19 protein-coding genes are annotated in these 26,911 nt (G+C 51.8%); 15 read left to right on the top strand and 4 right to left on the bottom strand.

Annotation, left to right across the window (positions count from 1 at the left end; translation table 11 throughout):
- Positions 1-43: 43 nt before the first annotated feature.
- The 7 genes from F457_RS0108580 to F457_RS0108550 all read left to right on the top strand — a co-directional run bounded on the left by F457_RS0108580 (position 44) and on the right by F457_RS0108550 (position 11,381).
- Positions 44-2,242: a peptidase domain-containing ABC transporter gene (locus tag F457_RS0108580; RefSeq protein WP_083912748.1), complete on the top strand. Its 2,199-nt coding sequence runs from the start codon at positions 44-46 to the stop codon at positions 2,240-2,242.
- Entirely contained in the window at positions 2,239-3,810 is a 1,572-nt protein-coding gene (locus F457_RS0108575) for an HlyD family type I secretion periplasmic adaptor subunit (protein WP_018980727.1), read from the top strand. The genes F457_RS0108580 and F457_RS0108575 overlap by 4 nt, the downstream gene beginning before the upstream one ends.
- Before the next feature lie 20 nt (positions 3,811-3,830).
- Positions 3,831-5,618 carry a tetratricopeptide repeat protein gene (locus tag F457_RS0108570; protein ID WP_018980726.1) on the top strand — a complete coding sequence of 596 codons (1,788 nt, stop codon included), beginning with the start codon at positions 3,831-3,833 and terminating at the stop codon, positions 5,616-5,618.
- The gene (locus F457_RS12675) at positions 5,611-8,547 is read left to right on the top strand and encodes a glycosyltransferase (protein ID WP_018980725.1); all 2,937 of its coding nucleotides are present in this window, start codon (positions 5,611-5,613) and stop codon (positions 8,545-8,547) included. The genes F457_RS0108570 and F457_RS12675 overlap by 8 nt, the downstream gene beginning before the upstream one ends.
- A 158-nt stretch (positions 8,548-8,705) precedes the next feature.
- A complete protein-coding gene (locus tag F457_RS0108560) occupies positions 8,706-9,620 on the top strand; it encodes a hypothetical protein (RefSeq protein WP_018980724.1) in 915 nt (304 codons plus the stop codon).
- Positions 9,621-9,625: 5 nt separating this feature from the next.
- Positions 9,626-10,867, top strand: coding sequence for a glycosyltransferase family 4 protein (locus F457_RS0108555; RefSeq protein WP_018980723.1), 1,242 nt, complete (start codon positions 9,626-9,628; stop codon positions 10,865-10,867).
- A 31-nt stretch (positions 10,868-10,898) separates the two neighbouring features.
- Positions 10,899-11,381, top strand: a complete 483-nt coding sequence (locus F457_RS0108550; protein ID WP_018980722.1) for a hypothetical protein — start codon at positions 10,899-10,901, stop codon at positions 11,379-11,381.
- A 78-nt stretch (positions 11,382-11,459) separates the two neighbouring features.
- On the opposite strand, the gene dps is transcribed toward F457_RS0108550, so the two are convergent.
- Together dps and F457_RS0108540 are read right to left on the bottom strand one after the other, a co-directional pair.
- Positions 11,460-11,969 carry a DNA starvation/stationary phase protection protein Dps gene (gene dps / locus F457_RS0108545; protein ID WP_018980721.1) on the bottom strand — a complete coding sequence of 170 codons (510 nt, stop codon included), beginning with the start codon at positions 11,967-11,969 and terminating at the stop codon, positions 11,460-11,462.
- A 53-nt stretch (positions 11,970-12,022) separates the two neighbouring features.
- Positions 12,023-14,539, bottom strand: a complete 2,517-nt coding sequence (locus tag F457_RS0108540) for a glycosyltransferase family 2 protein (protein WP_018980720.1) — start codon at positions 14,537-14,539, stop codon at positions 12,023-12,025.
- Between the two features lie 247 nt (positions 14,540-14,786).
- Between F457_RS0108540 and pstC the strand changes: the two genes are divergently transcribed.
- From pstC to phoU, 4 genes are read left to right on the top strand one after another with little or no spacing between them, the layout of a single operon-like run.
- Positions 14,787-15,731, top strand: coding sequence for a phosphate ABC transporter permease subunit PstC (pstC, locus tag F457_RS0108535; protein ID WP_018980719.1), 945 nt, complete (start codon positions 14,787-14,789; stop codon positions 15,729-15,731).
- A 17-nt stretch (positions 15,732-15,748) separates the two neighbouring features.
- Positions 15,749-16,612: a phosphate ABC transporter permease PstA gene (gene pstA / locus F457_RS0108530; protein ID WP_026294304.1), complete on the top strand. Its 864-nt coding sequence runs from the start codon at positions 15,749-15,751 to the stop codon at positions 16,610-16,612.
- An 18-nt stretch (positions 16,613-16,630) separates the two neighbouring features.
- Positions 16,631-17,434, top strand: coding sequence for a phosphate ABC transporter ATP-binding protein PstB (gene pstB, locus F457_RS0108525; protein WP_018980717.1), 804 nt, complete (start codon positions 16,631-16,633; stop codon positions 17,432-17,434).
- 5 nt (positions 17,435-17,439) lie between these two features.
- Positions 17,440-18,159, top strand: coding sequence for a phosphate signaling complex protein PhoU (gene phoU, locus F457_RS0108520; RefSeq protein WP_018980716.1), 720 nt, complete (start codon positions 17,440-17,442; stop codon positions 18,157-18,159).
- Positions 18,160-18,233: 74 nt separating this feature from the next.
- On the opposite strand, the gene F457_RS0108515 is transcribed toward phoU, so the two are convergent.
- A complete protein-coding gene (locus F457_RS0108515) occupies positions 18,234-19,688 on the bottom strand; it encodes an amino acid permease (RefSeq protein ID WP_018980715.1) in 1,455 nt (484 codons plus the stop codon).
- A 203-nt stretch (positions 19,689-19,891) separates the two neighbouring features.
- Positions 19,892-20,575: a TetR/AcrR family transcriptional regulator gene (locus F457_RS12670; protein ID WP_156809411.1), complete on the bottom strand. Its 684-nt coding sequence runs from the start codon at positions 20,573-20,575 to the stop codon at positions 19,892-19,894.
- Positions 20,576-20,738: 163 nt separating this feature from the next.
- Here F457_RS12670 and F457_RS0108505 point away from each other — a divergent pair, with 163 nt between their 5' ends.
- From F457_RS0108505 to F457_RS0108490, 4 genes are read left to right on the top strand one after another with little or no spacing between them, the layout of a single operon-like run.
- The gene (locus tag F457_RS0108505; RefSeq protein ID WP_051081322.1) at positions 20,739-21,899 is read left to right on the top strand and encodes an efflux RND transporter periplasmic adaptor subunit; all 1,161 of its coding nucleotides are present in this window, start codon (positions 20,739-20,741) and stop codon (positions 21,897-21,899) included.
- Between the two features lie 6 nt (positions 21,900-21,905).
- Positions 21,906-25,076: an efflux RND transporter permease subunit gene (locus tag F457_RS0108500; RefSeq protein WP_018980712.1), complete on the top strand. Its 3,171-nt coding sequence runs from the start codon at positions 21,906-21,908 to the stop codon at positions 25,074-25,076.
- Positions 25,076-26,539: an efflux transporter outer membrane subunit gene (locus tag F457_RS0108495; protein WP_018980711.1), complete on the top strand. Its 1,464-nt coding sequence runs from the start codon at positions 25,076-25,078 to the stop codon at positions 26,537-26,539. Before F457_RS0108500 ends, F457_RS0108495 begins: the two co-directional genes overlap by 1 nt.
- Positions 26,540-26,553: 14 nt before the next feature.
- Positions 26,554-26,907: a hypothetical protein gene (locus F457_RS0108490; protein WP_245539134.1), complete on the top strand. Its 354-nt coding sequence runs from the start codon at positions 26,554-26,556 to the stop codon at positions 26,905-26,907.
- The last annotated feature ends 4 nt before the right edge of the window (positions 26,908-26,911 follow it).

Here is a 26,911-nt window from a genome sequence, read left to right as displayed (position 1 = left end):
ACTTGAGCCGGGTAGCCCGGTTTATATTCGGCTTCGTGCAGTTATTGCCGCCGCCCATTACCATGGGTTGGAGCTGGATATGCGCGACTTTGCTGCTGAGCCAGAGGAGGACTCTCCTTCCCCTGCAAGTTTGGTGCGTTGGCTGAGAGAGCAGGGCGCTGTTGCTAAGGCCATGCATCTGCGCTGGCGGTATTTGGTTCGGATGGGCAACACACCGCCGATTGTCCTGATGTTCCGTGATGGTTCTGCGGGACTGATGGTCGGCTCGAACCCTGAAAAAGGGGTCGTGTGGTTGCGTGACCCTCTTAAAGGAGAGGGGGAGCCCCCTATCCCTGTAGATCAGCTACGGCTGACGCAGGTTTGGACGGGGGATGTTGTTCTCGTCAAGCGGCGCCGTGATGAGTCCGAGGGTGATGCGCGGTTTGACCTTGCTTGGTTTGCCAAGATGGTTCTGCGCGAGAAGCGCGGCCTGCGTGACATGGTGTTTGGCTCGATGGTCATGAGCGTGTTGCAGGTTTTCCCACCATTGATCGTCATGCAGGTGATTGACCGTGTGGTGAATTATCACTCAATGGCAACGCTGGTCTCTTTGACGGGCTTTGTCATTATTTTAGGCGTGTATGAGATTTTGCTTTCTTATGGACGTCAAGAGCTGACCTTGGTGGTCACCACGCGTCTTGATGCGCGTATTTCGCTCCATGCGTTTAATCGGCTTTTGTCTTTGCCGCTGGAATTTTATGAGCGCCAACAGGCTGGTGAAATTCTCGGGCGTTTTTCATCGGTCTTTAAAGTGCGTGACTTTATGACCGGTCAGCTTTTAAGCACGATTTTGGATATGTTCGTGCTGGTCGTGGTGATGCCTGTATTGTTCTATATGAGCCCCACTATGGCATGGCTGACTTTTGCGGCGGCTGGTGCGATTGGGTTGGTAGTGGTGATTATGCTGCCAGCCATTAGCCGTGTTGCTGGCCATCAAATTCGCACGGAGATGAAGCGAAACGCGACCCTGTATGAGACAGTGGCGGGGATCAGGACGGTTAAAACCCTCGCTCTTGAAAATCCACGCCGTGAGGAATGGGATGATCGTACCGCAGAGGTCGTGCGTTGGCGTTTAGCTGCCGGGCGGATTTCAAACTGGTCGAACTCCATCGTGATGCCACTTAATATGTTCATCAATCGCGGGATCATTATGGTGGGGGCTTATCTTACCTTGACCAATTCCAACTCCATGCAGGGTGGGGCTTTGATGGCCTTTATGATGCTTGGTGGTCGTGTCGCTTCCCCTTTGGTGAGCTTGGCGCGTATGATGGAATCAGTCAATGAGGTGACAGTCTCTCTCAATGAAGCTGGGATGGTGCTTAACCAACCAACAGAAGCAAAAGCGCTGACGACGGGCATGCGCCCCCCCATTAAAGGGGCTCTTAGCTTTGTTGATGTGAACTTCTCTTATCCCGGGTCGACGGCGAAAGCGCTGGACGGGGTCAACTTTAGCGTGCCGGCAGGAACGATGCTGGGGCTGGTTGGGCGGTCTGGTTCGGGTAAATCGACCATTACGCGTTTGTTGCAAGGGGTGAGCCGTAATTACACAGGTTATCTGCGCTTAGACGGCATTGATATGCGCGAGATCAACCTGCACCATTTGCGGCGTTCCTTTGGGGTGGTGTTGCAAGATAACTTCCTCTTTCGTGGCACAATTCAGGACAATATCACGGCAGGCCGTCCGGGCTTGACGATTGATGACGTTGTGCGAGCAGCACGTATGGCTGGGGCGGAAGAATTTATTGAACGTATGCCCGCCGGGTATGAGACGTGGATTGAAGAGGGCTCCACCAATATTTCCGGGGGACAACGGCAGCGTTTGGCGATTGCCCGTGCGGTGATCTGTGATCCCAAATTAATGATTTTGGATGAGGCGACCTCGGCCTTGGACCCGGAATCAGAAGCTTTGGTGAATGCGAACCTTCAGCGGATCGGTAAAGGGCGGACGATGGTTATCGTGTCGCACCGTCTGTCTTCGTTAGTAGATTGTGACCAGATTGCGGTGATGGATAAAGGTAAAGTCACTGATATTGGCCCACATTCAGAGCTTCTGGAACGTTGTGATGTGTATCGCACTCTTTGGCTTCAGCAGAACCGTCATGTCAATCCACAAGCTGCGAAGGCCGCAGAGGAAGATGAGGCGGCTGATGACCAGAAGAGGGAGCAGCAGGGGCCGCAACCTTCCGAGGGAGATGACGCATGAGTGAGAATGATCACACACCTCATGACGATGACCCCCGTGACACGTCTTCTTCTTCCCATGACAAAGAGGCTAAGAGCGCACACGACAAAGCCCATGCCGACGGGCAGGAAGAGGCCGCAGAGGGAGAAAACAAGGAGGGGGATACTCCTAAGGAAGGCGGGCATAACGTCCCGCGTAAAGCAACGGACCCCTTTGCACCTGATGGCATGCCCGTGGCCTTGCTGGAGTTTCACTCTCCAACGCGCGGGTTGGTTAATATGCCCGCCACGCCATCGGCACAATATATTGTTTGGGTAACAGGCAGTTTGCTCATTATGAGCTTGCTTGCGATGGCGCTTTTCCCGGTGAATAAGGTGGTGTCCGTTAAGGGACGGCTCATCTCCACCCAACCAACAACTCTTGTGCAGCCTTTTGATAGTGGGGTGATCCGTTCGCTTGATGCTCATGTGGGAGATTATGTCCATAAGGGGCAAGTGCTTGCTCGCCTAGATCCGACGTTAAGCCAAGTGGATATGGAGAACCTTGTTGCACAGTCTCAGCTGCTGCAAGCACAGGTGGATCGATTGAAGGCGGAAGCGGCAGGGCAAGAATATCACCCTGACCTTAATATTCCGGCCTCTATTCAACAAGGCGAGGCTTATTTACGGCGTCACCAAGATTATATGGCTCATATTCAAGACTTTGACCATCGTATTGCAGGGATGGAAAGTGACCTTCAGGGGGCACGGGCCAATGCGGCGATGTTTGCCAGTAAGCTGCGGGTTGTGTCTGCTGTATTAGAGATGCGCCGGCGTGAACAGAAGGAAGAAGTGGGTTCACGGCTTTCCACTCTTGGGGCGCAAGATGCTGTTATGGATGCCGAGCGGGCATTGATTACGGCTCAGCAACAAGCCAATGGTACAGAAAGCCGCCTAAACGCGCTGAAAGCGACGCGAGAGAGTTTTAGTCAGTCTTTTAAAGCAGAGGCTTACACAAGTTTGGCGGAAGCAGAGCGTCGCCTTGATGAAACACGGAGTGATTACCGTAAAGCGCGTGTTAAGCAACGCATGGTATTGTTGCGTGCACCGACGGATGGCGTCGTGTTAACCGTAGCCCCTGTGTCTGTTGGGGCGGTGGTTGACCCACAAGTGCGGATCATGACACTGGTTCCAAGTGCGACAGGGCTGGAAATGGAAGCTATTTTGCGTGCGCAGGATGCAGGGTTTGTGAAGCTGAAAGACCGTGCGATTATTAAGTTCTCGTCTTTTCCGTATAATATGTATGGCGGAGCCGAAGCGACAGTGCGGGTCATTAGTGCGGATACATTCCTGCCAACGGATATTTCGACAAGCAATATTCGGGCTGGGATCAACCCTGAAGAGCTGGCAACACAAGGGGATGCGCCCGTATTCTATCGGATTCGTCTGCGTGTGGATAAATATACGCTTCACGGGCAGCCTTCTTTCTTCCACCCTGCACCGGGTGTTCCTGTCACGGCGGATATTGATGTGGGGAAACGTACGATCATCAAGTATCTGTTTAGCCGTATTGTCCCAACCCTCACTGATGGCATGAGAGAACCATCCTAGGTGAGTGACGACAGCTCATTATGAAGAAGACGTTTTTCTCATCTTTGCGGCCATCCGTTCGACGGTTTGCGCACGCCATGCAGCTTCTCGAGCAAGGGGAAGCTGTTGAGGCCTTTTCGATCTTTGCGGATCTTGCGCGACGTGACGACCCGCAGGCGCAATATCAGGTTGGGCAATGTTACCTGAGCGGTAATGGGGTGCTGGCGTCCTTAGAGGAAGGCGCGCGCTGGGTGTCGCGCGCAGCCCATCATGGGATGCCAGAAGCGTGCTTTACGTTAGCAACGCTCTACGCGATGGGGCTGCCGGAGGGGTTTGATCCAACCACGACGTTTAACACCGTCGATGCGTTAACCGCTGAACATGAGCATGCAGAAAAACATCCTGATTTTGAACAGGCTGAGCTTTGGGCGCGACGTGGAGCTGAGGCGGGGAATGCGGACGCTCAAGCCCTGCTGGCTCATATTCTAACCCATGGCCCTAAAGAGCTGCGTGATGAGCGGCAGGCTCGTTACTGGTATGAAAAAGCCGCTGATGGCGGGGCGTTACAAGGTTATCTTGGCCTTGGTCTCCTCCTCGTAGGGGAGGCAAAAACCGAGGATGAAAAACGCCGTGCAGCGGCTTATTTAACTAAAGCTTCAGAAGGTGACCTAGGCACAGCGTGTGCAACGCTGGGCTGGATGTATGAGACAGGCTTTGCGGTAAAGCAAAGTTTTGATCGGGCTGCTCATTATTACGAAAAAGCAGCGGAGAATAATATTCCCCCTGCTCAGGCACGCTATGGGCTGATGCTCCTTAAAGGGGTTGGTGTCGAGGCCAATATCACGCGGGCAGAGAGTTGGTTGCGGCGGGCTGCGTATAATGGGGATGCCGATGCGGCTGCTTTGCTCGGTGATCTGTATATTCGCGGGGAAGATTTTGTTCCTGTCCCTTCAGAGGCGCTTAAATGGTATCGTTTGGCAGCGGAGAACGGGCATGTTGCGGCGACGCGTGCGTTAGCGCTTCTCTACCTGACAGGGACAGGAACGGAGCGGGATCCTAAAAAGGCGGCGCATTGGTTCCAAGTAGCTGCAGAAAAAGGCGATAAACATGCTGTGGCTGATTTTGGGAATATGATTCTTGCTGGCGTGCCTCAGTCAGACGAGGCAAAAGAGGAAATGCAAGAGCGTTTCCGTCATTTAGCGGAAAGTGGAGATCCGTTAGGGGCCTTTAATTTAGGGGTCTGTCTCGCTCAAGGGCTTGGCGGTGGGCGTGATGAAACGCGGGCCCTCTATTGGATGAGTAAAGCGCGTGATGGCATCGTGAACGCTCAATATTGGTATGGCCGCATGCTCTATGAAGGGATTGGTTTATCAGCTGACCCTGTTAATGGTTTGAAATGGATCGAGAAGGCAGCAGAAGCGGGTATGCCCGAGGCCTGTGTAGCGGCGGCGCAGTTGCTTGTCACAGGGGCTGTTGCAGGGCGGCGTGATCACCAAAAAGCGTTGGCATTGTATCATCAAGCTGCCGAGCAAGGGAATGTGGATGCATTCTTCTCTCTTGGGGCGATGTATGGCGGCGGGCATGATATCCCAACGGATCGCTCGCGGGCCTTTGATTATTTCGAGAAGGCGGCACAGAGAGGTCATGGCCTTGCTCAGATGATGGTCGGGCGGTACCTCGCGCGGGGGTTGGCAGGACATACGGATGTTGATCAAGCGCGTTTATGGTTGCGTCGTGCCGTGAAAAACGGCGCTAAAGAGGCCGAAAAAGATCTGAAAGAGCTTGATCAACAGCGTCTTTCGGCGGAAAAAGGAGAAGATCATGGCTGAGGCTTTCCCGCCCTATGTCAGTTATGGACTGAAGATTTCGCCTGAAGATGAGCAGCGCTGGCATAAAGAGCGAGAGCGAGAGGTCAGAGAGGCTCTCGAGCGTGGTCTAGCCTATTATGAGGAAGGGGAGCTTAAGGACAGTTTTTACTGGCTTGGACGTGCGGAGCGTTTGTCGGGAGACTGTTCTAATGTCATGCTCTCGTATGCAATGGTGGCATTAGAGCTCAATTATTGCCGGATTTGTCAGCCGCGCTTTCAACTATTGCGGGAACGGTACCAGCTCCGTGAGGCTGCTTTTGCCGAGATTTGGTGCCTTTGTCGCCAAGAGCGCCTACAAGAGGCTGCGCGTTGCTTAGGTAATGCGTTGTCGCGTTCCTTTGCGGTGAAAGGGATTTCAGATGTTGCGGGACATCTCGCAATACAGACGGGCAGACCGGGTTGGGCGACGCTTTCTAATAGTGGGATTATCTCAATTCACTGCGCAGAGCGCGTTCAACTATATCTGGATTCGTATGATCTGGGTGAGATGGATCCTGGGCCGGTTTTGTTATCTCAATGGAACGATCGGGGGCCGAAACGTCTATGGTCTGATTATGAGCGTTTGTCGGTTACTGTTAAAGGACGACATGTCTTAGGAAGTCCATTTGATATCCGCACGTTAACCCGCTGTGACGGGGTTGTAACCGTTAAGGATGGGCAACTTGAGGGATGGCTTTGGCATCCTGAAGAACCTGATTTTGAACCAAAAATTTGGATAAATGATGCTTTCTCCCTAACACCTTCGGAGGAAAGGGACACAGTAAGCGATGACCGCCCCTTGCTGCGGCCTTGGGGGTTTTCTTTCCCTCTCTCTTCTCTTCCAGATGTGGATAAAAAGACGGTCGTTGTCCGAGACACGCATCAACGTCTGTTACGTGGAGCGCCGCTTGATCCGCAGATAGAGCAGGTTCTGGCAGGAAAGACACCTATTCCGACGCAATTTCTGCCGATGATGGTGGGTGAAGGGAGTGCAACAGATGATGAACGAGCGCGGCTGAAGGCTGCGCGTTGTGCTGTTATCATCCCTGTTTATCGCGATTATGAAGGAACGCGTGACTGTTTAAGAAGCGTTTTGCAGACGGTGCCACAGGATACTGTGGTGGTCGTGATTAATGATGCTTCTCCAGATGACGGTGTTGTCCAGTACGTCCAGCAGCTTGCCGAACAAAAGCAGATTATTTTACGGACGAATACGTGCAATCGTGGCTATCCTTACAGTGTCAATGTTGGGCTTAACCTCTGTCATGGACGTGATGTTATTTTGCTCAATAGTGACACGACTGTTTTTCCGGGCTGGGTAGAGCGTTTGCGGGCATGGTTAGCGCTGCCTCATGTTGGCACGGCGACACCTTTTTCAAATGATGGTGGGCTCACCTCTTATCCGTCTGTTGAACAAGAAAATATTTATCCCTCACGACGAAAAGCACGTTTTTTAGACCAGCTATGCCAACGTATAGACCAACCTGATATTATTGAACTGCCGACGGGGAATGGTTTTTGCATGGCCATTTCTGCGGCGTGTTTACAAGCGACAGGTCTGATGCGGGATCAGCTTTTTGCGCAGGGTTATGCGGAGGAAAATGATTTTTGCCTTCGTGCTCGTGCGCAGGGCTTTCGGCATGTTGCTGCTGTGACGGTGTATGTGCGGCATCGGGGACATGCATCGTTTCTGGAGGGGTATCGTGGCTTATTGGAGCGCAATTTGGCGCTTCTAAACACTCTGTATCCGCATTATGCGCAAGATGTACATGATTTTAAAAAGCGCGATCCTCTCTATAAGGTGCGCCGCTTTCTTGATGAGTGTTGTTTGAAGGAAAGAGCAGGAGAGGCAGGCTCTGTTCTGATGATACAGCACTGCCTTGGTGGAGGTGTTGCGCGTGTCGTCAGAGAGAGAGGCCAGTCTTTTTTACGCAAGAAAGTGCTCGCACTGAGCATGGTGCCAGCAGAGAAGGGCTGTGTACTGGAAGTTTGTGGAAGTATTGAGAGCTTTCCTAACTTATCTTATGCGCTACCGTCGGAGAGAGACCAGTTATGTCGTCTTCTTCGGGATGTGCAATTACGCCATATTGAGTGGCATCATTTAGCCGGGCATGCTCCTTGGATACGCATTCTCCATCGTGTGCTTGAGGTTCCTTATGATGTTTTTATACATGACCATGTTTGGTTCTGCCCACGTATTGCGCTCTTAACGGGAGACGGTCATTATTGTGGTGAGCCCTCTGCGGAGGCGTGCCAGAGCTGTATTGACCGGTGGGGACAATCTCTTGAGCCTGGGTTGACTATTCCGGCGTTGTTAGAGCGTTCATCAGTTGAGTTGACAGCAGCACGTCGCGTGGTTGCACCGTCTTCTGATGCAGCGAGACGGTTAAAGCGTCATATAATGGACGTAAAGACCATTGATATTGAACCTCTCGAAGATGATCGTTGTCTTCTTCAGGGGGAACGTAAACCCTTTTATCGTCATGCGAAGCGTCGTATTGGTGTGCTTGGGGGGATTAGCCGCTGGAAAGGGTATGATGTCCTTGTTGATCTTGGGCGGCATATTCAAAAGCATGATCTACCCTTAGAGCTTGTTTTGTTTGGTAGCACGGTTGATGACGAAAAATTGATGGAGGCTGGCGTCCGGGTGACGGGACCCTATCGCGAGAAAGATATTTTACTATTGCTGACCGTTGAAAAAATCGATATTGGCTTTATACCATCTGTTGCTCCTGAGACATGGTGCTATGTATTGGGGTGGTTATGGAAAGCAGGGCTGGATGTTTTGAGCTTTGATATCGGAGCTTCAGGAGATCGTATACAGGCTTCTGGCCGGGGCCATGTGATTCCGCTGGGTGTCCCGATCGATTTTTTGGCACAGTATATGTTAAATTATAAAAAGATCCGTTAGTATGGTGGTCAAAGGTGTATTTAAGTAGGAAGTTCATCATCTTCATCGGGTGAATACTTTACAGTATCATCTCACAAGAGGTCATAGGTGTGTTTCCTATTAGTTGGGTATGTGGCCCTAATGGAAGCAGAAATGACCTTGCAAAATAGGGAGGCACAATGCCCGACACAAAGCAGGAACAGGGAGAGAACCGCGTAATAGATCTGAAGGCGGGCGCGCATGTCATGATGCTTGATGCCGGGGTCTATTGTGTGTTCCATGCCCCAGGGCAAACACCACCAGGTCGTTCTGGTTTGCCTGGTGTGCGCATTACCCGCGCTCCTGGAGTGTCTCCTGACGTGGTTGAGGTGAGCACGTTTGAAACAGATGGTTGGATGGGAAGCATGAATGGCGCTGCTTTAGTGCGTGTTCATCAAGGGCCGTCTGGTGTGATGGTAACGACCTACCAAGAGATTGGAAGTGAGCAAGAAGGGCCACGCCTTCAAGTCATGCGGTTGATTGATAGTCGTGCTGAAGGGGGTGAAGCAACAGAGCTTCCTTCTGGTACGCCGGCTGATAAGGCCGCTGTGGGAGACGTAACGGCTCATGTCCAGCGGCAAGGCGATGTGAATTGTCAGCTTGGAGACTGGGTGGGGACACCGGGCAGCCAGCTATGGATTGAGGGCTTCTCAGTCAATGCAACAGGCCCGCTTAAAACTGATGATGTCGAGTATCAGGCTGTATTGGGGCGTGGATGGCTCTCCCCTTGGGTTGAAGGGGGAAAATTCTGCGGTTCCCGTGGGATGTCCTTGCCTATTTTGGGGCTTCGTGTTCGCTTAAAAGGAGAAAAGGCAGAGCAGTGGTCGCTGCGTGTCAGTGCCTCTTTTACAGATGGAACGCGTTTGGGGCCTGTGGATGGGGCTGAGGATGCTCTTGAGGCGGAAAGCTTGGCTCCTCTTGAGGGATTTCGTTTGGAGTTGATCCCAGTGGAAGGAGCCGCCGTGGAGAAAGCCTCTAAAAAAGAGAGTTCGTCTCGCAAGGCATCGTCTTCACCCGTTCGTAAGACGGATAAGCGGCGCACGCGTCGTCAGTAGGGCTTGTGCGGTATCTTTTCGTTCATCAAAGTTTTCCCGCGCAATATGTGCATCTGTTACACCATCTTGTGAAGCAAGGTGGCCATGAGATTGTCTTTATTACAGCCAGCCAAGCTCAAGAAATAGCAGGGGTGCGGCGTGTATTGTATGCGCCGCCTTCTCTGCCTTCTCCATCGGTTCATCCTGCTGTGCGTGAGTTGGATCATGCTGTGCGGCGGGCAGAAGCTGTTGCGCGTGTGGCGCAGTCTTTAAAAACTCTTGGCTATGTGCCTGATATTATCATCGGCCATCATGGGTGGGGTGAGCTTCTGAATATTGGGGATGTTTTCCCTAATGTACCGGTCTTAGGATATTTTGAATTTTACTATCACGTCGAAGGGTTGGATGTTGGGTTTGATCCTGAGTTTCCACTGACAGACCTCGCCCCTTTGTTGGTGCGTTGTAAAAACGCCATCAATCTTCAGGCGTTGACGCTTCCTGGGGTCGGTCAAACACCGACCCTTTTTCAGAAGGGGACATATCCAGACTGGGCGCAGTCAAAGCTTTCTCTCTTGCATGAAGGGGTTGATTTAGCGCGATGTTGCCCAGATAAAACAGCACGAGAGCGTGTGCTGCAGGTTGGAGATGTTCGTGTGCAGCCTTATGAGACGCTGGTGACATACGCGGCACGAGATATGGAGCCTTATCGTGGATTCCATAGCTTTATGCGGGCTCTCCCACGAATTTTAACGGCTCGTCCGGATGCGCGTATTATTGTCGTTGGTGGAAATGGTATCAGCTATGGCCAACGCCCTCCTGATGGTGGCAATTGGCACGACGCTATGCTGCGTGAGCTGAAAGGAAAGCTCGACCTAGAGCGCATTCATTTTGTGGGATGGCAGAGCCATGAGGATTTGATACGCATCTTGCAGCGTTCAAATGCACATGTTTATTTGACCTATCCGTTCGTGTTGTCATGGTCGCTGCGAGAGGCGATGGCTGCTGGTTGTCCGCTTGTTGCGAGCGATACGGCTCCTGTGCGTGAGTTTCTTACTGATGGGGAAAATGGGCGTTTGGTGCCTTTTTTAGAGCCTGAGCGGATTGCAGATGGTGTGTTAGAGCTTTTGGAAGATCGTGCTTTGGCACAAAGATTTGGACGGAAAGCGCGGCGTCAGGCGTGTGCTCAGTTCGATTTAAAAGATTATCTAAGCCAGTATGAGAAGCTGATTGATGATAATGTCCATCAGTTTCATAAAGCTCTGGTATAAGGGGGGCTGGTGATGATGAGAGGGGTGTTTAATGTCTGTTGAAATTCTTCCCGCATTGCGGGCTTTGGTTGATGGTTGGGTCGTTAAAAAATCAACCTCAACACCTCCGCAGAGATTAACCTCAGAGGAGTTGGATATGCTTGCGCGTGCAAGCATTGAAACATTGACCCAACGCGCTCTTGGCACAGCTGATGGGGAGTGGGGTAGTCTTGAGGAAGTGACGCGTGGCTGGGTGGTGCAGCGTCAGCGCGGGGACACACCTGGCCCATTGGGGGAAGAAGAATATCGGCAGTTTGTAAAATTCGTGCTTGAAGGATTGTCACGTGCACGTCCTACCTTTTCACAAGGAGAGGAAGGCGATCAAGGGGCTGAGCAAGCGCAAGCAGCAGATGACGATTTAGCGGATTATACCCCAGAAACAGATGATGTTTTGCCTGATGGGCGGCGTGTTGCTGATGTGCTTCGTGAGGATCCGTTTTATTTCGCTCGTGAGCATCTCGCTCTTTCTCTTTAAAGGAAAGAGAAGACAAAAAAGGGGGATGCGACATTTATCGTCGCATCCCCCTTTTTTATAGAATAGAGGCAGCCGCTCTTATTTTTTAGGGCCAGCAATATCCTGCGTATGCGCTTCAAGGAACCATAGGTTCTTATCAAGCCCACGGGAAATTTCGGTGAAGATATCAGCTGTATCGTCATCGCCCGCTTCAGCTGTGGTCTTGATCGCTTCACGCACGCGGTTGGCAACCGTTGCAAAGCGCTCGCCCAGAGCCTTCACATGATCCAACACTTCATAGATGTCGGTTGGATAAGCTGGGAATGTTGTCTGTGCTGCAACATTCTGAGAGGTGCCAAGAGCCGTGCCACCTAGCTGAACAGCGCGCTCTGCGGCTGTATCAACATAGCCATCAATTTCGCTACGGAAACCATCAAGCATTTCATGAACGCCAATAAAGCTAGCCCCTTTGAGGTTCCAATGAGCTTGCTTGGTGATCAGCGCAAGGTCAATCAAGTCAGCCAGACGTGCATTCAGGGTCTCAATGGAGACGTGCTTCGTATTGTCTGCTGTGTTGTTTTGCGTTGCGTAGTGATTAATCTTAGACATAAAGGTCTCTCCTTAATCCTCTCCATGAGGGGTGATTACCTAGCAATCGGATACTACCAGAGTTTTTCAGGATCATGAAGATCAAAGAAGGTCTGGTGGTCTTTCCTGAAATAATGTGGGTATGTGGGATCATTTTTAAAGAGGGGAAATTCTTTCCATCTTTCAAGCATGGTCTGGGTTTCCTGGAAAAAGCGAGGCTCGTTCTCAGGTTTGTCATCTGTTCCGCGTGAAAAACTTTCATGGTGCTCGGCCTGTGCGCTTGCACAATAGATGATTTTAAAGCCAGCTTGACGGATTTTGAGGCACAAATCGACATCATTATAGGCGATTTTTAGTGATTCTTCATCGAAGCCGCCAAGTTCTTCAAACAAGGAGCGTCGCACAAGCATAGCGGCTGCGGTGACGGCCGTTACTTCGTGGCTTAGGCAGAGACGGCCAACATATCCATAGGCATCATGGGGTTGAGCACGATGGACATGTACACCAATAACGTCAGGGCCAACAGCAACACCGGCATGTTGAATGGTTTCGTTTGGGTAGAGAAGACGTGGTGAAACGGCCCCAACATTGGGGATCGCGAGTGCTTCTGCCACCATCTGGGTTAAGAAGTCGTCTTGGGAGATAAAGACGTCGTTATTGAGGAAGAAGAGAAAGTCACTCTTACATTGCTGTGCTGCAAGGTTGTTGAGGCGGGAGAAGTTAAAGGGTTCCTCAATACGCAGCACAGAAACGCGCGGATCAGAGCTGATTTCTTTTAGAAAGAGATGTGTCTCATCTTCAACAGAGAAATTATCCACCAAGCATATATGCAGGTTGCGATAATTGGCATGAGTTAACAAAGAGTCGACACAGTGTCGCGTCATCTCGACCTGATCGCGGAAGGGGATAATAACGCTAATGGAAGGGCGTCGTCGATTCGACCACTCAATGTCATAAAGAGTCAGGTTATTGATCGAGTGGACTTTAGCGCGGCGCTGCATCCGCGTGAGATGAGCCTGAACACAATGAACCCCGGCTTTGACAGCATAGGTTTTATTGCTAATGCGGGCAGCCGTCGAATTCGGTGTTTTGCGCCAGTGATAAAGAATAGCCGGGACATGCACAATCTCGGATGCGTCTAAGACTTCCGTACAGCGGAGCATGTAGTCGTGATCTTGGGCGCCATCATATTTGGTGTTCAGGAAACCGACCTTTTTGACGGTTTCTGCGGCAATGACAGTCAGGTGGCAGATATAATTGCAGCCGAGCAGATAACGATAATCGAAAGCAGGTTTAAAGTTTGGTTCTAAAAAATGGCCTGCTGCATCAATTTTATCTTCATCGCAATAGAGCAATTTAGCCTGACTTTTGAGGGCTTCGCGTATCATGACTTCAAGGGCAACAGGGACGAGAACATCGTCATGGTCAAAAAAGGCGATATATGCCCCTTTAGCTGCACGAATGCCCGCATTGGTTGCTTCGGAAATGCCCTGATTCTTTTTCAGCGTAACCGCGCGAATGCGTGAGTCGCTGGTAGTGAGTTCTTTGATGGTAGCGGTTGTTTGTTTGCAGCTACTGCCATCGTCGATGAGGATCAGTTCCCAATTTTGGTAGGTCTGAGCGACGACAGAGGCGATAGCGGCTCGGAAATCATGGTTGTCGGGACGGTACGTTGGGCACAGAACGGTAACGAGCGGCGTGTTCTTGGGGAGGGGGTGTGCACGTCGTTGCGTGGCGACCTTATCGGCCAGGAGAGTATAATAACGATGGGCCCAGCTATTATAACGCTGCAGGTTAGGAGCACGTCGTGGAATGAGGCTACTCACCTCTCGCCGGACAGACGTTAAGTCGCGGTAGAGTTGGTCAATGGTACTTTCTAACGCAACGAGACGGCTTTCAAGCGTGTCATGAACGAGGGAGGTGGTAAAAGGGCTTCCTTCAAGGAGCTTTTTATCTGGCTCTGAAACAACAGAAAACTGATGCGGATGCTGGTCATAAAGGCGACGGGGAAGAAGAATTTCAAAGCCACAATTGGGGTCACAGCCCAGAGCTTCTGCAACATCAGAGCGGTACTGATTGGCCCGTGCAGAGCCAAGACTAACACCATCGGCTGTCGCTGAGACTATGAGGCCGCCAATCCAATCGTCGTAAGGGGAAGGCCGATGAATAATCCATCCCTGTAGGACATCATCTTTCACCCCATCGACGAAGCTGCGTATTTCTGGCCGGATAGAACCGGGGAATGTGACGGTCTCGCTTAGAATGTCGCTATGGTCAATGTTGGGGAGCGGGAGAGCTGATCGATCTGGAAAGCGTAAGCCGATAGAATGCGGATGGCCGTCAAATACATTTTTCGGCAGACAAAATTCAAAGCCAAGCGTGTTGTTGGGAAGGTTGAGGGCTTCACGCACATCTTCACGCGGGGTGTCGCATAGGACTTGCATAACCTCTTGTTGGTCAATGAGGACATGCACACGTACGGGGTGGTCTATATCGCGCAGGTTAAGGGCCCAACCGCGAATAGTCCCATTTGTAAAATGATCCACATGCCCTTGAAAGACACTCGACGGTGAGGCTAGCTGCTGCGACACGCATGACTCCTACAATCAACAAGATGGCCCGTTTAGCTGTGGTATGGCGATAACCAAGCCACTAGTCTAGCGTAATAAAGACGCTTTTCTTGTGTCTTTCTCGTTACGGCACTGTGTAAAATCATGAAACTTTTGTGGCAAGGTATGAGCAGCGCTTGTTCTTCACTTAAGGGATAGGTTAAGCCTTGAGCGTCGGCGCCCCATTTGAGGGTGCTTATAGGCTGTTGCAACGACAGGGTCCCGAACCATGAGTATGGCGCCTGTGCCACGATCTTCCAAACGCCAGCTCGGTCTGGATGTTCTTTTTCATGCTCTCTTTTGGGCAAGCGCCTTACTGGTGCTCCTCATTTTGGGGGGGCTTATTGTCCTTATGGCAACAGGTGGGTGGAAAGCGCTGACCACATTTGGTCTGAGTTTCTTTGACCAGTCAGCTTGGAACCCTGTTAAAGATCGTTACGGGGCTTTAGCACCCTTACTCGGTACCGTGTTGAGCACGGTTATCGCTTTGTTGTTGGCTATTCCTCTAGCGTTTGGAACGGCTTTTTGGTTGACCAATATTGCTTCATCGCGTTTGGCAGCCATTATTGGCACAGCTGTTCAGCTTTTGGCTGCTGTGCCGTCAATTATCTTCGGTATGTGGGGGTTTTTCACCATTGTGCCGTTGGTTGCGCGTTATGTGCAACCCTTTGTTAATCATCACTTTCGTCATGTATTTATTTTGGGGCCATTGTTAAAAGGCCCACCGATTGGGACGGGGGTGATGACGTCTGGCATTGTCCTAGCGGTTATGATTGCTCCTTTCATCACCGCGGTGATGTGTGATGTGTTTGGCGCAGTACCTCCTATGCTGCGCGAGAGTGCGTATGGGCTTGGGGCGACACGTTGGGAAGTCATGTGGAAAATCATTGCCCCGTGGTCTCGTAATGGAATGATCGGAGCGATTGTTTTGGGAATGGGCCGCGCGTTGGGAGAGACAATGGCTGTGACCTTTGTGATCGGCAATGTTACCTCTGTTGGGTGGTCGCTTTTTGCCCCTCGAAGCACGGTGGCTTCCTTAATCGCGCTGCAATTTCCTGAGAGTCCAGCTGGATCGCTACGTCTGTCATCATTAATGGCATTAGGCTTTACGCTCATGCTCTTATCTTGCGCGAGCCTTGTGGTAGCGCGTTGCCTTCGGGGGGGACGTCAATGAGCGAGACTGCTCAACAGATGGCACGGGCCACCAAGCAGCGTTGGCATCAAGGTGGACGAGCTCGCCGGCGCCAAGTTCTTGATCGCATAGCGACTGGAACCAGTATTGCGGCGGGTGTTTTTTTGGTTCTTGTCCTTTTGTCCATTTTATGGACGCTTCTTAGTCGCGGTTTAGCGGGAATATCTTGGGCCACTGTAACCCATTCTATGGGGCCTCCTGGCTCAGGAGGAGGGCTTGGCAATGCGATTTTGGGCAGTATCATTCAGACAGGTCTAGCTCTGGCAATGGCTGCTCCGCTTGGGCTTTTCTGCGGGATCTATCTTTCAGAATATGGCGGAAAGCATAATCATTTTGCCTCAGTGGTTCGTTTTGTCTCTGACGTTTTGATGTCTGCCCCTTCGATTTTGATCGGGTTGTTTATCTATCAGCTCGTGGTGGTGCCGTGGGGGCATTTCTCTGGTTTTGCGGGGGCGGTGGCGCTGGCTGTGTTGGCTGTGCCCGTTATCGTGCGCACGACTGAAGATATGTTACGCTTAGTGCCCACGTCCATGCGTGAAGCAGGGGCGGCGCTTGGGGCTCCGCGTTGGCGCGTTATTCTGTCGCTTTGCTTGCGTTCGGCACGGCAAGGGGTGCTGACAGGTATTTTGCTGGCAGTCGCGCGTATGGGAGGGGAGACAGCCCCTCTGCTCTTTACATCGCTTGGTAACCAGACATGGTCATTACGGCTTGATAAGCCGATGGCGAGTTTACCGGTTGCGATCTACCAATATGCCGGGGCGTCTTATGATGATTGGGTGCAGCTTGCGTGGGCAGGTGCGCTCCTCATTACATGTGGCGTTTTGATGATTAATATTATCGTGCGGCTTTCTGCCCGCCGCTGAACCAGAGGATAGACGACTATGAACCATGGTCCGACAACGTTAGCTGAGGATGTTGCCGATTCTGGGGAGGAGGCGGCTCTTGCGGTCAAAGACCTCAATTTTTATTACGGCGATCATCATGCCCTGCATGATATTACGATGGATTTCCCCGCTCGCCAAGTCACAGCGATGATTGGCCCAAGCGGTTGTGGGAAATCGACCCTCTTGCGTATTTTCAACCGGATGTATGATCTCTACCCGGGGCAACGCGCGACGGGTGAGGTGATGTTTGATGGGGTGAATATCCTTGAAAACACGGTAGGGCTGGACGTGCTTCGTGCTCGGATTGGGATGGTCTTTCAAAAGCCAACACCATTCCCCATGTCTATCTATGATAACATCGCCTTTGGCGTGCGTTTGCATGAGCGCCTCGGCCGTGCCGAGATGGACGAGCGTGTGCAAGATGTGTTGACGCGTGTGGCTTTATGGAACGAGGTACGAGACCGTTTGAAAGCACCTGCTTCTGGGCTTTCGGGTGGGCAGCAGCAAAGGCTGTGCATTGCCCGCAGTATTGCTACACGTCCAGAAGTGATCTTGCTTGACGAGCCAACCTCAGCGCTGGACCCTATCTCGACAGCGCGTATTGAAGAGCTGCTGGATGAGCTTAAAGAAGAGTTCACCATTGCGATTGTCACACATAACATGCAGCAGGCTGCGCGTTGTGCGGACCGTGTCGCGTTCTTTTATATGGGAGGGTTGATAGAGGTGGATACGGCGGATCGTATCTTTACCAATCCTCGCCAGAAACAAACGCAAGATTATATTACAGGTAGGTTTGGATAAACGCTATGACACAAGAACGATCTCATATTGTTAAAAGCTATGAACAAGAACTTGACCAACTGCGTGCGATGATGGCGCAGATGGGCCAGATTGTGGAAGAGCAAGTGGGGCTTGCTCTGGATGCGATCGCCAAACATGATGAAGAAGCAGCCGATGAAGCGGCGCGGCGTGACCCTGAGGTTGATGAGCTTGAGCGTGAGGTTGAAGGGTTGGGCATTCGCCTTTTGGCGCTGCGGAGCCCGATGGGGCCTGACCTGCGTGAGATTGTTTCTGCTCTTAAAATTACGGGCGATCTGGAACGTATGGGCGATTATGCAGCCTCTATCGCGCGTCGTGCGATGAAGGTGGCGTCAGAAGAGGGGAAAGTCTCTCTCTCTGGGTTACGGAGTATGGGCCGTTTGGTGCGGGAAAATCTTCATCGTACCGTGGAAGCCGTGGTGAATCATGACCCTCATCAGGCCATGGAAGTGTGGCATGCAGATCGGGGTGTTGATGAGCATTATCTGACGCTTTTTCGTGAGCTGATCACGTACATGATGGAAGATCCACGTACGATTCGTTCTTGCACAGAATTGCTGTTTATCGCGAAGAATTTGGAGCGTATTGGCGACCATGCCACCAATATTGCAGAGCGTGTGTTTTACGCGGTAACGGGCGACAATCTGCCGACTTTACGGCCTCGCGGTGGTGTTCGTAAGTCTCAGCAAGGGCCGCCATCTGAGTAAGCCAGCAATTATGTGAGAATGGTAGGTAAGAAAAAACCCCCGGAGGCTTTATTCTTCCGGGGGTTTTTTGTGCGTTATTTTTCGTCTGATACCGTGCCAGGTTGTTTGCCTGTGCGTTTGAGGAGGAACCAACCGGCAAAGAAGATCAAGGCAAGCAATGGAATGCAGGCTACCGAAATCGTGCCAGAAGGATAGTCAAACGCCATCATGACTAGGACGAGCGCGAGAAATGCGAGCGTTAGCCAGCCTGAATAAGGAGCAAATGGCATGGCAAAACCCGTTGGAGCAACTTTGCCGAGGCGGATCGCTTTGTGAAGCTTGAGCTGACACATGACGATACAGGCCCATGTGCCCAGAATGCCGAGGGAGGAAATGCTGAGGACGATTTCAAAAACCTGTGTTGGATAGAAATAGTTCAGCAGAACACCGATGAGATAGATCACTAATGTTGTCCCAATGGCAACATAGGGCACAGCATGGCGATTCATTTTGCTCATCGCACCAGGGGCTGACCCCCCAAGAGAGAGGGCCCGGAGAATGCGCCCTGTGGAATACAGACCGGAATTCAAGCTGGAGAGAGCTGCTGTCAGCACGACAAAGTTCATGATGCTATCAGCACCAGGAAGGCCGAGCCTACTAAAGAAGGTGACGAATGGGCTTTCCCCTTCATGGTAGGAAGACCATGGAAGCACGAGCACCAGCAGCACGATAGACCCAACATAGAAGAGGATAATGCGCCAAATAACGCTATTAATAGCGCGAGGCACAACACTTTTGGCGTCATGGCATTCACCCGCTGCGACACCAATGAGCTCTGTTGCAGCATAGGCGAAAACCACGCCTTGGATGAGCATCAGTGAGGCGACCATTCCATGAGGAAAAAGCCCACCGGATTGTGTGATGAGGTGTAAACCTGGCGTATAGCCGCCAACATGAGTGCCGCTGAAGAGCACAAAACCACCAACGGCAAGGAAAACGACAAGGGTTAGGACTTTAATCAGAGAGAACCAGAACTCAATCTCACCAAAATAGCGAACCCCTGTCAGATTGACGGCGCCAACCACAACAAGAGCACCGAGTGCGAGGATCCATTGCGGAACTCCTCCAAAAACGGGCCAATAATGGATGTACAGCGCAATGGCGGTGATATCGACAATCCCGGTCATGGCCCAGTTAAGGAAGAAGAACCAGCCCGCAGCGTACGCCGCGCCTTCGCCCAAAAACTCACGCGCATAGGTGACGAAGCTGCCGCTGCTGGGGCGGTACATGACGAGCTCCCCCATGGCGCGGAGGATCATAAAAGCGCAGAGACCACAGATAGCATAGCTAATAGCGAGTGAAGGCCCCGCGATTTGTAGTCGTGAGCCCGCCCCTAAGAAGAGCCCTGTACCGATAGCCCCACCAATGGCAATCATCTGCACATGACGTTGACTAAGGTCTTTTTGGTACCCTTCGTTACTCACGCGGTGATGACCGTCATCGACGGCACGTTCTTGCAGAGTTTCCTGATCATCAGGTGATATGGTCATAAAGCGATCCTGAGGGAAGGTGTCACGGTATGGTCTCTTTCTACGGTTTAAAAAGAGGACCTCTTCGCTCCTATCTTGGCAGGTATGTGTCTAGCGTATGGCATATATACAATAGCTGTCAATTTTTGCCAATAATGAAGCGTTTTGCGAGTGTCCTTTCATAAAAGAGTAAAGATAGATGCCCTAGTAATATGGCTCTTCGTTTATTGTCTATGGGGGCGGCATCCATCCAAAAAGATTCGTACCCCTTCTCGGAGGAAACGATGAAGCTGTTCGTCTGTACGAGGCGGAGAGCAATAGGTGAGGCGAGAGAGTATAGGGGCTCCTAATGTCAGGCCAAAAAGATGGTCGGCTGCGTCTTGTGCATCATCGAACTGTAGAACCCCGCGTTCTCTTTGAGAAATAAGCCATTGTTGCGTATCGAATTTACGTCCTGAGAGGTGAAACATGTCTTCCATAAGGTGTGCAATGATCGGGGAGCGCGTGGCTTCTCCAATGATTGCGCGTAACAAGCTAAGGCATTTCTCGTCTAACAGGTGCTTAGACATTTGTAGAACAAGCTCCAGAAGCTGCGTTTCAATATCCTCTTCTGGGTTGGGTTCGATGGAAAGTGGTGTAAAAAGTCGTTCAAGGAGAAGTTGCTCCATTAAAACGCGTTTGGACGGGAAGACGAGATAGACGGTCTTCTTAGACATGCCAGCATGACAGGCGATTTTGTCCATGGTGGTATGTTGATACCCCTGGGACTGGATAAGCTTGCAGGCTGTATCAAGAATGCGCGTGCGGCGATCGTCATCTGAACAGCAACGGGCGTCCGACGCTGGTGACGGTGCGTCCGCCTTACTGTCAGATGATGATACTCTGTTGCGTTTAGGCGACAAAGGCACGGAAGTCTCCCTACTGGCTATAAAACGAGATTGACCTTTAGCGCGGAAACTGATTAGTTTCCAGTCTTCAAGAGGGCAATGTTACAAGAATGCCTTCTATCCCTTAATTATTTTGTAGAGAGCTGCGGCACGCCCCATGTCTGTTTTTGTCTCTTCTTCGCCGATGTTGGCGCGTTCTTCTTGGCTTTTGCGCTGTGGAACAGCTGCTTTTTTGAGTGGAACCATCTTATTGAGTGGTTGCCAAAAAAAGGCCCCTCCAGCGAAGGCACCACCTCAAAAAGTAGAGGTTTATCGTCTGCATACTCAAAGCGTGACGATGGAGACGTCCCTCCCGGGACGCGTGGAAGCGTATGAACAAGCGCAAATTCGCCCACAGGTCAGTGGTGTGATTGTCTCACGGTCGTTTGAAGAGGGAGCGGACGTTAAGGCAGGTCAATCGCTTTATCAGATCTATATCGCGCCATTCCAAGCAGCGTACGATCAGGCAAAGGGGCACTTGATGGAAGCACAGGCGAGTGCGCAGCGTGCTGAGCAGCAGCTTAAACGTTATCGCGGGCTTGTGCAGGCACGCGCGGTGAGCCAGCAGGATTACGATAATCTCCTCGCGACAACACGGCAGGCACAAGCACAGGTGATGCAGGGCAAGGCCGCGTTGGAAAGTGCTGCGGTTAACCTCAATTATACTCATGTAAAGGCTCCTATTGATGGGCGTATTGGGCGCACGCTTTATACGGAAGGGACGTTGGTGACGGCTAATCAGAGCTTGCCAATTGCCGTCGTCACACGACTGGACCCGATTTACGTTGATGTGAATTTGGCCTCTGAAGATATGATCAGGTTGCGTCGTGAGCTCGCCCAAGGGCGCATTGAACGCCAGGGGAATGATGCGGCTGTGTCGCTTGAACTGCCTGATGGGTCGTCTTATGGGCAAACAGGGCGTTTAGCGCTTTCTGAAGTCACGGTAGATCCTGCAACGGGAACGCTGGTTATGCGTGCGGTCATGCCTAATGCAGACCGTTTGTTATTGCCGGGTATGTTTGTTCATGCTCATGTTCATGAGGGTGTGGATCCGCATGGTTTGCTTGTGCCGCAAGTCGCTGTGCAGCGTAATTCCAAGAGTAACCCCTATGTGATGGTCGTTGACCAAGATAATAAAGTGCATCTTCGTTCTGTGACGGTCAGTCGCACCGTTGGCTCTTCATGGCAGGTGACGTCTGGGTTGAGCGAAGGGGAGCGTGTGATCGTCAAGGGCCTTCAAAAAGTACACCCTGATGCGGTGGTGTCTCCGCATGAGATCAGTGCTGAGCAAAGCGTGGTGGAGTAAAGCACGATGTCATTGTCGCGTTTCTTTATCGACCGCCCGGTTTTTGCTTGGGTGGTGGGGCTGATTATCATGTTGATCGGTGGCTTAGCCATCTTCCGCATGCCGGTTGCCCAATATCCTAGTATTGCCCCTCCGATGGTGGCTATTTCTGTGGATGATCCTGGTGCATCGGCTGATACGGTCAACAACACGGTTGTGCGGCCTATCTTGCAGCAAATGTCCGGGTTGGATCATCTGGAGTATCTGTCGGCTCAATCCTACGGGAATGGGCATATGGAAATTGACCTGACCTTTGAGCAAGGCACGAACCCCGATATTGCTCAGGTGCAGGTGCAAAATAAATTGCAGCTTGCTCAGCCGCGCTTGCCTCCTGAAGTGACGGCGCAGGGGCTGAGTGTGACCAAAGCTTCTCGTAACTTTATGATGGTTTTGGCCTTTATCTCCACTGATGGTAGCATGAGTGGGCAAGATATTGCTGACTATGTATCGTCTAATGTGTCGGATCCGCTGTCACGTGTCTCCGGGGTGGGGGATCATCAAATCTTCGGGTCTGAATATGCGCTGCGTATTTGGATGAATCCTGATAAACTGTATCAATATGGCTTGACGGTTGCGGATGTTCAGCAGGCTGTTCAGGCGCAAAATATTCAGGTTGCTTCTGGTGAGCTGGGCGGTCTCCCGGCGCGTAAAGGCGTTGGGTTTGATGCGAACATCATTGGGCCGACACGTCTGAATTCGCCTGAGCAATTTTCCTCCATGCTGCTTAAAGTGCAGCAAGATGGCAGCCAGGTGCGGATGCGCGACATCGGCAATGTGGAGCTTGGGGCACAGAATTATAGCTTAGATGCTGAATATAATGGCAAGCCCGCAGCAGCGATGGCACTGAAACTCGCCCCAGGGGCAAACCAGATGACAACCGAAAAGGCTGTGCGTGAGCGGTTGTCAGATTTGGAGCGGTTTTTCCCGCCTGGGTTGCAGGTGCGCTACCCGCTCGATACGGAGCCTTTCATTACGCACTCGATTAGCGAAGTGATTGAAACACTCGTTGAGGCCATTGCGCTGGTCTTCATCGTGATGCTGATCTTCTTACAGAATTTCCGTGCGACCTTGATCCCGACGATTGCGGTGCCGGTGGTGTTGCTCGGAACGTTCGGGGTGCTGTCTGCGCTGGGCTATACGGTCAATACACTCACGATGTTGGCCATGGTGCTCGCTGTTGGATTGCTCGTTGATGACGCCATTGTGGTGGTGGAAAATGTCGAGCGTGTCATGAGTGAGAAGAGACTCCCTCCAAAAGAAGCGGCCCGTGTCTCTATGGATGAGATTTCAGGTGCTTTGGTGGGGATTGTCTTGGTACTGAGTGCCGTGTTCTTGCCGATGGCTGCGTTTAACGGCTCCACAGGGGTTATTTATCGCCAGTTTTCCATCACGGTTGTTGCGGCTATGTGGCTCTCTGTGCTGGTGGCGATGGTGATGACGCCCGCTTTGTGCGCGACCATGCTGAAACCGGTTCATGGTGAGGTGACGTTTAAACCGGCACGATGGTTTAACTATTGGTTTGACCGTTTAACCAGCCGTTATGTGGGAGGGGTTAAGCATTTGATCCATTTCCGTTGGATCGGGATGGTGGCTTTCCTTATTATTACGGTTGTAACGGTTTTCTTTTTCGGTCGTGTTCCTGGTGGATTTTTGCCTGATGAGGATCAGGGAATTATTTTTGGACAAATCACGATGCCTTCAGGGGCAACGCAACAGCAGACAGCTGCGGTTAATCGCAAAATCTCGGATTATATTCTCGCGACGTATCCTAAGGACGTGGAATCTGTCTTTAGTGCCAATGGGTTTAGTTTTGCGGGACAAGGACAAAGTGCTGGTGCGTTCTTTATCCGCTTGAAACCGTGGGATGAACGCCCGGGTTCTGCGCGATCGTCTATGACGATTGCTAATGGGATTATGAAGCATTTTTGGGGCGACCCAGATGCACAGATCTTTGCGGTTAACCCTCCTCCTGTGATGGAGCTTGGGAACGGAACGGGCTTTGACGTCGAGCTTGAAGACAATGCCCATCTTGGCCATCAGGCTTTGCTGGCAGCGCGTAATAAGTTGCTATCTGCGGCTGGGAAAGACCCTCTTTTGGTTGCTGTGCGCCCAATGGGTATTGAGGATGCGCCGCAATATGTATTGGATATTGATCGGGAGAAAGCCAATGCGTTGGGGATTTCCAATGATGCGATCAATAACACGATCCAAGGGGCTCTTGGTTCAATCTATGTGAACCAATTTACACGGAGTGATCGTGTAAAGCAGGTGTATATCCAAGGTGATAGCGCAAGCCGTATGCGCCCAGAAGACCTTAAACGGTGGTATGTGCGTAATAATACAGGCGGTATGGTGCCCTTTAACGTCTTTGTTTCAGGCCATTGGATCGTCGGCCCTCAAAAAGTGGAAAACTATAACGGGTTGAACTCTTTTGAGTTGCAGGGGCTTCCCGCTTCTGGTGTGAGCTCCGGTGCGGCGATGGCTGAGATGGAACGACTTATGAGTAAGACGTTGCCTGCGGGCATTGGCCATGAATGGACGGGTATCTCCTACGAGCAACGGGCTTCTGGGTCATCCACCGGGCCGCTTTATGCGCTGGCGGTGATCGTGATCCTCTTCTGCTTGGCAGCTCTGTATGAAAGCTGGGCGATCCCAATGTCTGTTCTTCTCGTGCTGCCTTTGGGTGTTCTTGGCGCTATTTTGGCGACATTGGGACGCGACTTGGCCAATGACGTTTACTTCCAAGTTGGGTTGCTCACGACGGTTGGTCTGTCAGTGAAGAACGCTATTCTGATCGTGGAGTTTGCGAAAGCCTTTTACGAAGAGGGCGATAGCTTAGAAGACTCCGTTCTCAAAGCAGCGCGTGAACGACTGCGCCCTATTTTGATGACCTCAATCGCTTTTGTCTGCGGGGTGTTCCCGTTGGCGGTGGCGACAGGGGCGGGTTCAGCAGCGCGTGTGGCGATCGGCACCTGTGTGGTTGGCGGCATGGTGTCGGCAACGCTGCTTGCGGTGTATTTCGTTCCGCTTTTCTTTGTGGTGGTACTGCGTCTCTTCAAGGTTCAGCGTTTGAGCGAGCGTCATGCCGCTGAAGAAGCCGCTCTTAAACAGATGCAAGCCGAAGAGGGAGGTCACTAATGCGCCGTTTCGTTACAGGATTAGGGCTGTCATCTTTGTTGCTCGCATCGGCGTGCAACATGTCGCCAACCTATCATCGCCCTTCTTCGGAGGTTACAGCAGCTTATCCAAAGGATAGTTATGCGAGTGGCAAAGCGGCACCGCGCCCGGCGTCTGACCTCGGATGGGAGGACTTCTTTACCGATCCGCGTCTCAAAAAGCTCATTGAGCTGACATTAGACAATAACCGTGATTTAGCGGCTCAAATGGCGACGGTCGTTGACCAGCGAGGGCAGTATCAAGTCCAAAACGCGGCACTCTTCCCCACTATTGGGGTAGGGGGAGGTGCGCAGTATATGGCGCCGTCTAAAACGGCGGGGTTCTCCTTTGCGCCGGGCTCAGGGCGTAACATCTCTACGCTGCGTTTCTACCAAACCTCTATCGGGTTCTCATCCTATGAGATCGATCTGTGGCAACGCGTGCGGAACTTGTCACGCACGCAAAAAGAGCAGACGCTTAATGCGGTGAGTAATCTTCGCAATCTGTGGATTACCACTGTGTCACAGGTGGCAGAGACCTATATTCAATGGCTTTCAGACCGTCAGCTCTTAGCGCTTGCCCAACGTACGTATGAAACGCGGCAGCGGACATGGGCGCTCACGAAGCTGTCTTACGACCATCATCAAGTTGACGCGCTGACCTTGGCACAGGTGAGTGCGCAACGTGATGAGGCGGAAGCTGATATTGCGCGGCTGACACGGGCTGTAGCTGATGATGCCCATGGGATTCAGCTGCTCGTTGGCAAACCGTTGCCGAACGATTTGCCCCCGCCAGCTCCGATGGGGGCGCAGACCATGATGACAGACCTTCCTGAAGGATTGCCGTTTGATCTGCTGGCTCAACGTCCTGATATTGAGGCAGCAGAACATACCCTCAAAGGGGCTAATGCCTCTATTGGTTCAGCGCGTGCTGCCTTTATGCCCCGGATTACCTTAACGGCGAGTGAGGGAACGAGTGCGCTGATGTTCCGTAAGGTTTTTACCAGCATGGCAGAGACGTGGGGCATCTCACCCAATATTAGCATTCCGCTGCTGACATGGGGGCAAAATCAGGGGAATTTACGGTCTGCTCATGCCCAACTTGCGAAAGCAGCTGCGCAATATCAGAAGGCCATTCAGAGCGCCTTCCGTGAAGTGGCTGATGCGTTAACGGCCCGTGAAACCTATCGTGATCAAGAAACGTCGATGGGGCGCTATGTGGCGGAGGCACAGCAGGCTTACGATTTGGCCCAGATGCGCTATCATGCAGGAATTGATAGTTATTTGACGACCTTAGAGCAGGAACGTCAGCTCTATGCGGCGCAACAGTCGCATATTGTCGTTCAGGCTGCACGGTTCCAGAATATCGTGACGCTTTATCGAGCGTTAGGTGGTGGCTGGACGCGTGCCAGTGTTAAACCGTCAGCATCGGCTGGCACGAAGTAAGAGGGAGAGAACCCATGCGGTGTATGAGGCACGCACTGTTAGGTGGCATAGCGGTGTTGAGCACGATTGGAGCCGCATGGGCTGCTGATGATGATCAGCATAAACAGCCGAGTATGCATCAGCTTTATCGTTCGTCTTCTTTGCCCCACGCGGCGGCAGATTTCAGCATGTTTCATTTTGTGCCGCGAGGAGACAAAATGGTGGAGGAGCCGGAGCATGGGCGCCTTCTTTTCCGCACAAAAGGCGGGGAACCTGATGGGTTTGCTGAACGTCGTGGGGGCGCTATCGTTTATTATGACCGTCGTGGTAAGGCGGCCCGCGTTCAACGTTTAACGCCAGATGAAATTGACCGCCTTATTCAGCATTAACGCT

Source organism: Saccharibacter floricola DSM 15669 (assembly GCF_000378165.1).
Taxonomy (GTDB): domain Bacteria; phylum Pseudomonadota; class Alphaproteobacteria; order Acetobacterales; family Acetobacteraceae; genus Saccharibacter; species Saccharibacter floricola.
This window is presented reverse-complemented; position numbering and strand designations above follow the sequence as displayed.

What these genes read in the sequence shown, in the direction of transcription:
- F457_RS0108575 (WP_018980727.1), top strand. Translation starts at nt 2,239, where the DNA reads ATGAGTGAGAATGATCACACACCTCATGACGATGACCCCCGTGACACG.
- F457_RS0108570 (WP_018980726.1), top strand. Translation starts at nt 3,831, where the DNA reads ATGAAGAAGACGTTTTTCTCATCTTTGCGGCCATCCGTTCGACGGTTT.
- F457_RS12675 (WP_018980725.1), top strand. Translation starts at nt 5,611, where the DNA reads ATGGCTGAGGCTTTCCCGCCCTATGTCAGTTATGGACTGAAGATTTCG.
- F457_RS0108560 (WP_018980724.1), top strand. Translation starts at nt 8,706, where the DNA reads ATGCCCGACACAAAGCAGGAACAGGGAGAGAACCGCGTAATAGATCTG.
- F457_RS0108550 (WP_018980722.1), top strand. Translation starts at nt 10,899, where the DNA reads ATGTCTGTTGAAATTCTTCCCGCATTGCGGGCTTTGGTTGATGGTTGG.
- dps (WP_018980721.1), bottom strand. Translation starts at nt 11,969, where the DNA reads ATGTCTAAGATTAATCACTACGCAACGCAAAACAACACAGCAGACAAT.
- pstC (WP_018980719.1), top strand. Translation starts at nt 14,787, where the DNA reads ATGAGTATGGCGCCTGTGCCACGATCTTCCAAACGCCAGCTCGGTCTG.
- pstA (WP_026294304.1), top strand. Translation starts at nt 15,749, where the DNA reads ATGGCACGGGCCACCAAGCAGCGTTGGCATCAAGGTGGACGAGCTCGC.
- pstB (WP_018980717.1), top strand. Translation starts at nt 16,631, where the DNA reads ATGAACCATGGTCCGACAACGTTAGCTGAGGATGTTGCCGATTCTGGG.
- phoU (WP_018980716.1), top strand. Translation starts at nt 17,440, where the DNA reads ATGACACAAGAACGATCTCATATTGTTAAAAGCTATGAACAAGAACTT.
- F457_RS0108515 (WP_018980715.1), bottom strand. Translation starts at nt 19,688, where the DNA reads ATGACCATATCACCTGATGATCAGGAAACTCTGCAAGAACGTGCCGTC.
- F457_RS0108505 (WP_051081322.1), top strand. Translation starts at nt 20,739, where the DNA reads ATGTTGGCGCGTTCTTCTTGGCTTTTGCGCTGTGGAACAGCTGCTTTT.
- F457_RS0108500 (WP_018980712.1), top strand. Translation starts at nt 21,906, where the DNA reads ATGTCATTGTCGCGTTTCTTTATCGACCGCCCGGTTTTTGCTTGGGTG.
- F457_RS0108495 (WP_018980711.1), top strand. Translation starts at nt 25,076, where the DNA reads ATGCGCCGTTTCGTTACAGGATTAGGGCTGTCATCTTTGTTGCTCGCA.
- F457_RS0108490 (WP_245539134.1), top strand. Translation starts at nt 26,554, where the DNA reads ATGCGGTGTATGAGGCACGCACTGTTAGGTGGCATAGCGGTGTTGAGC.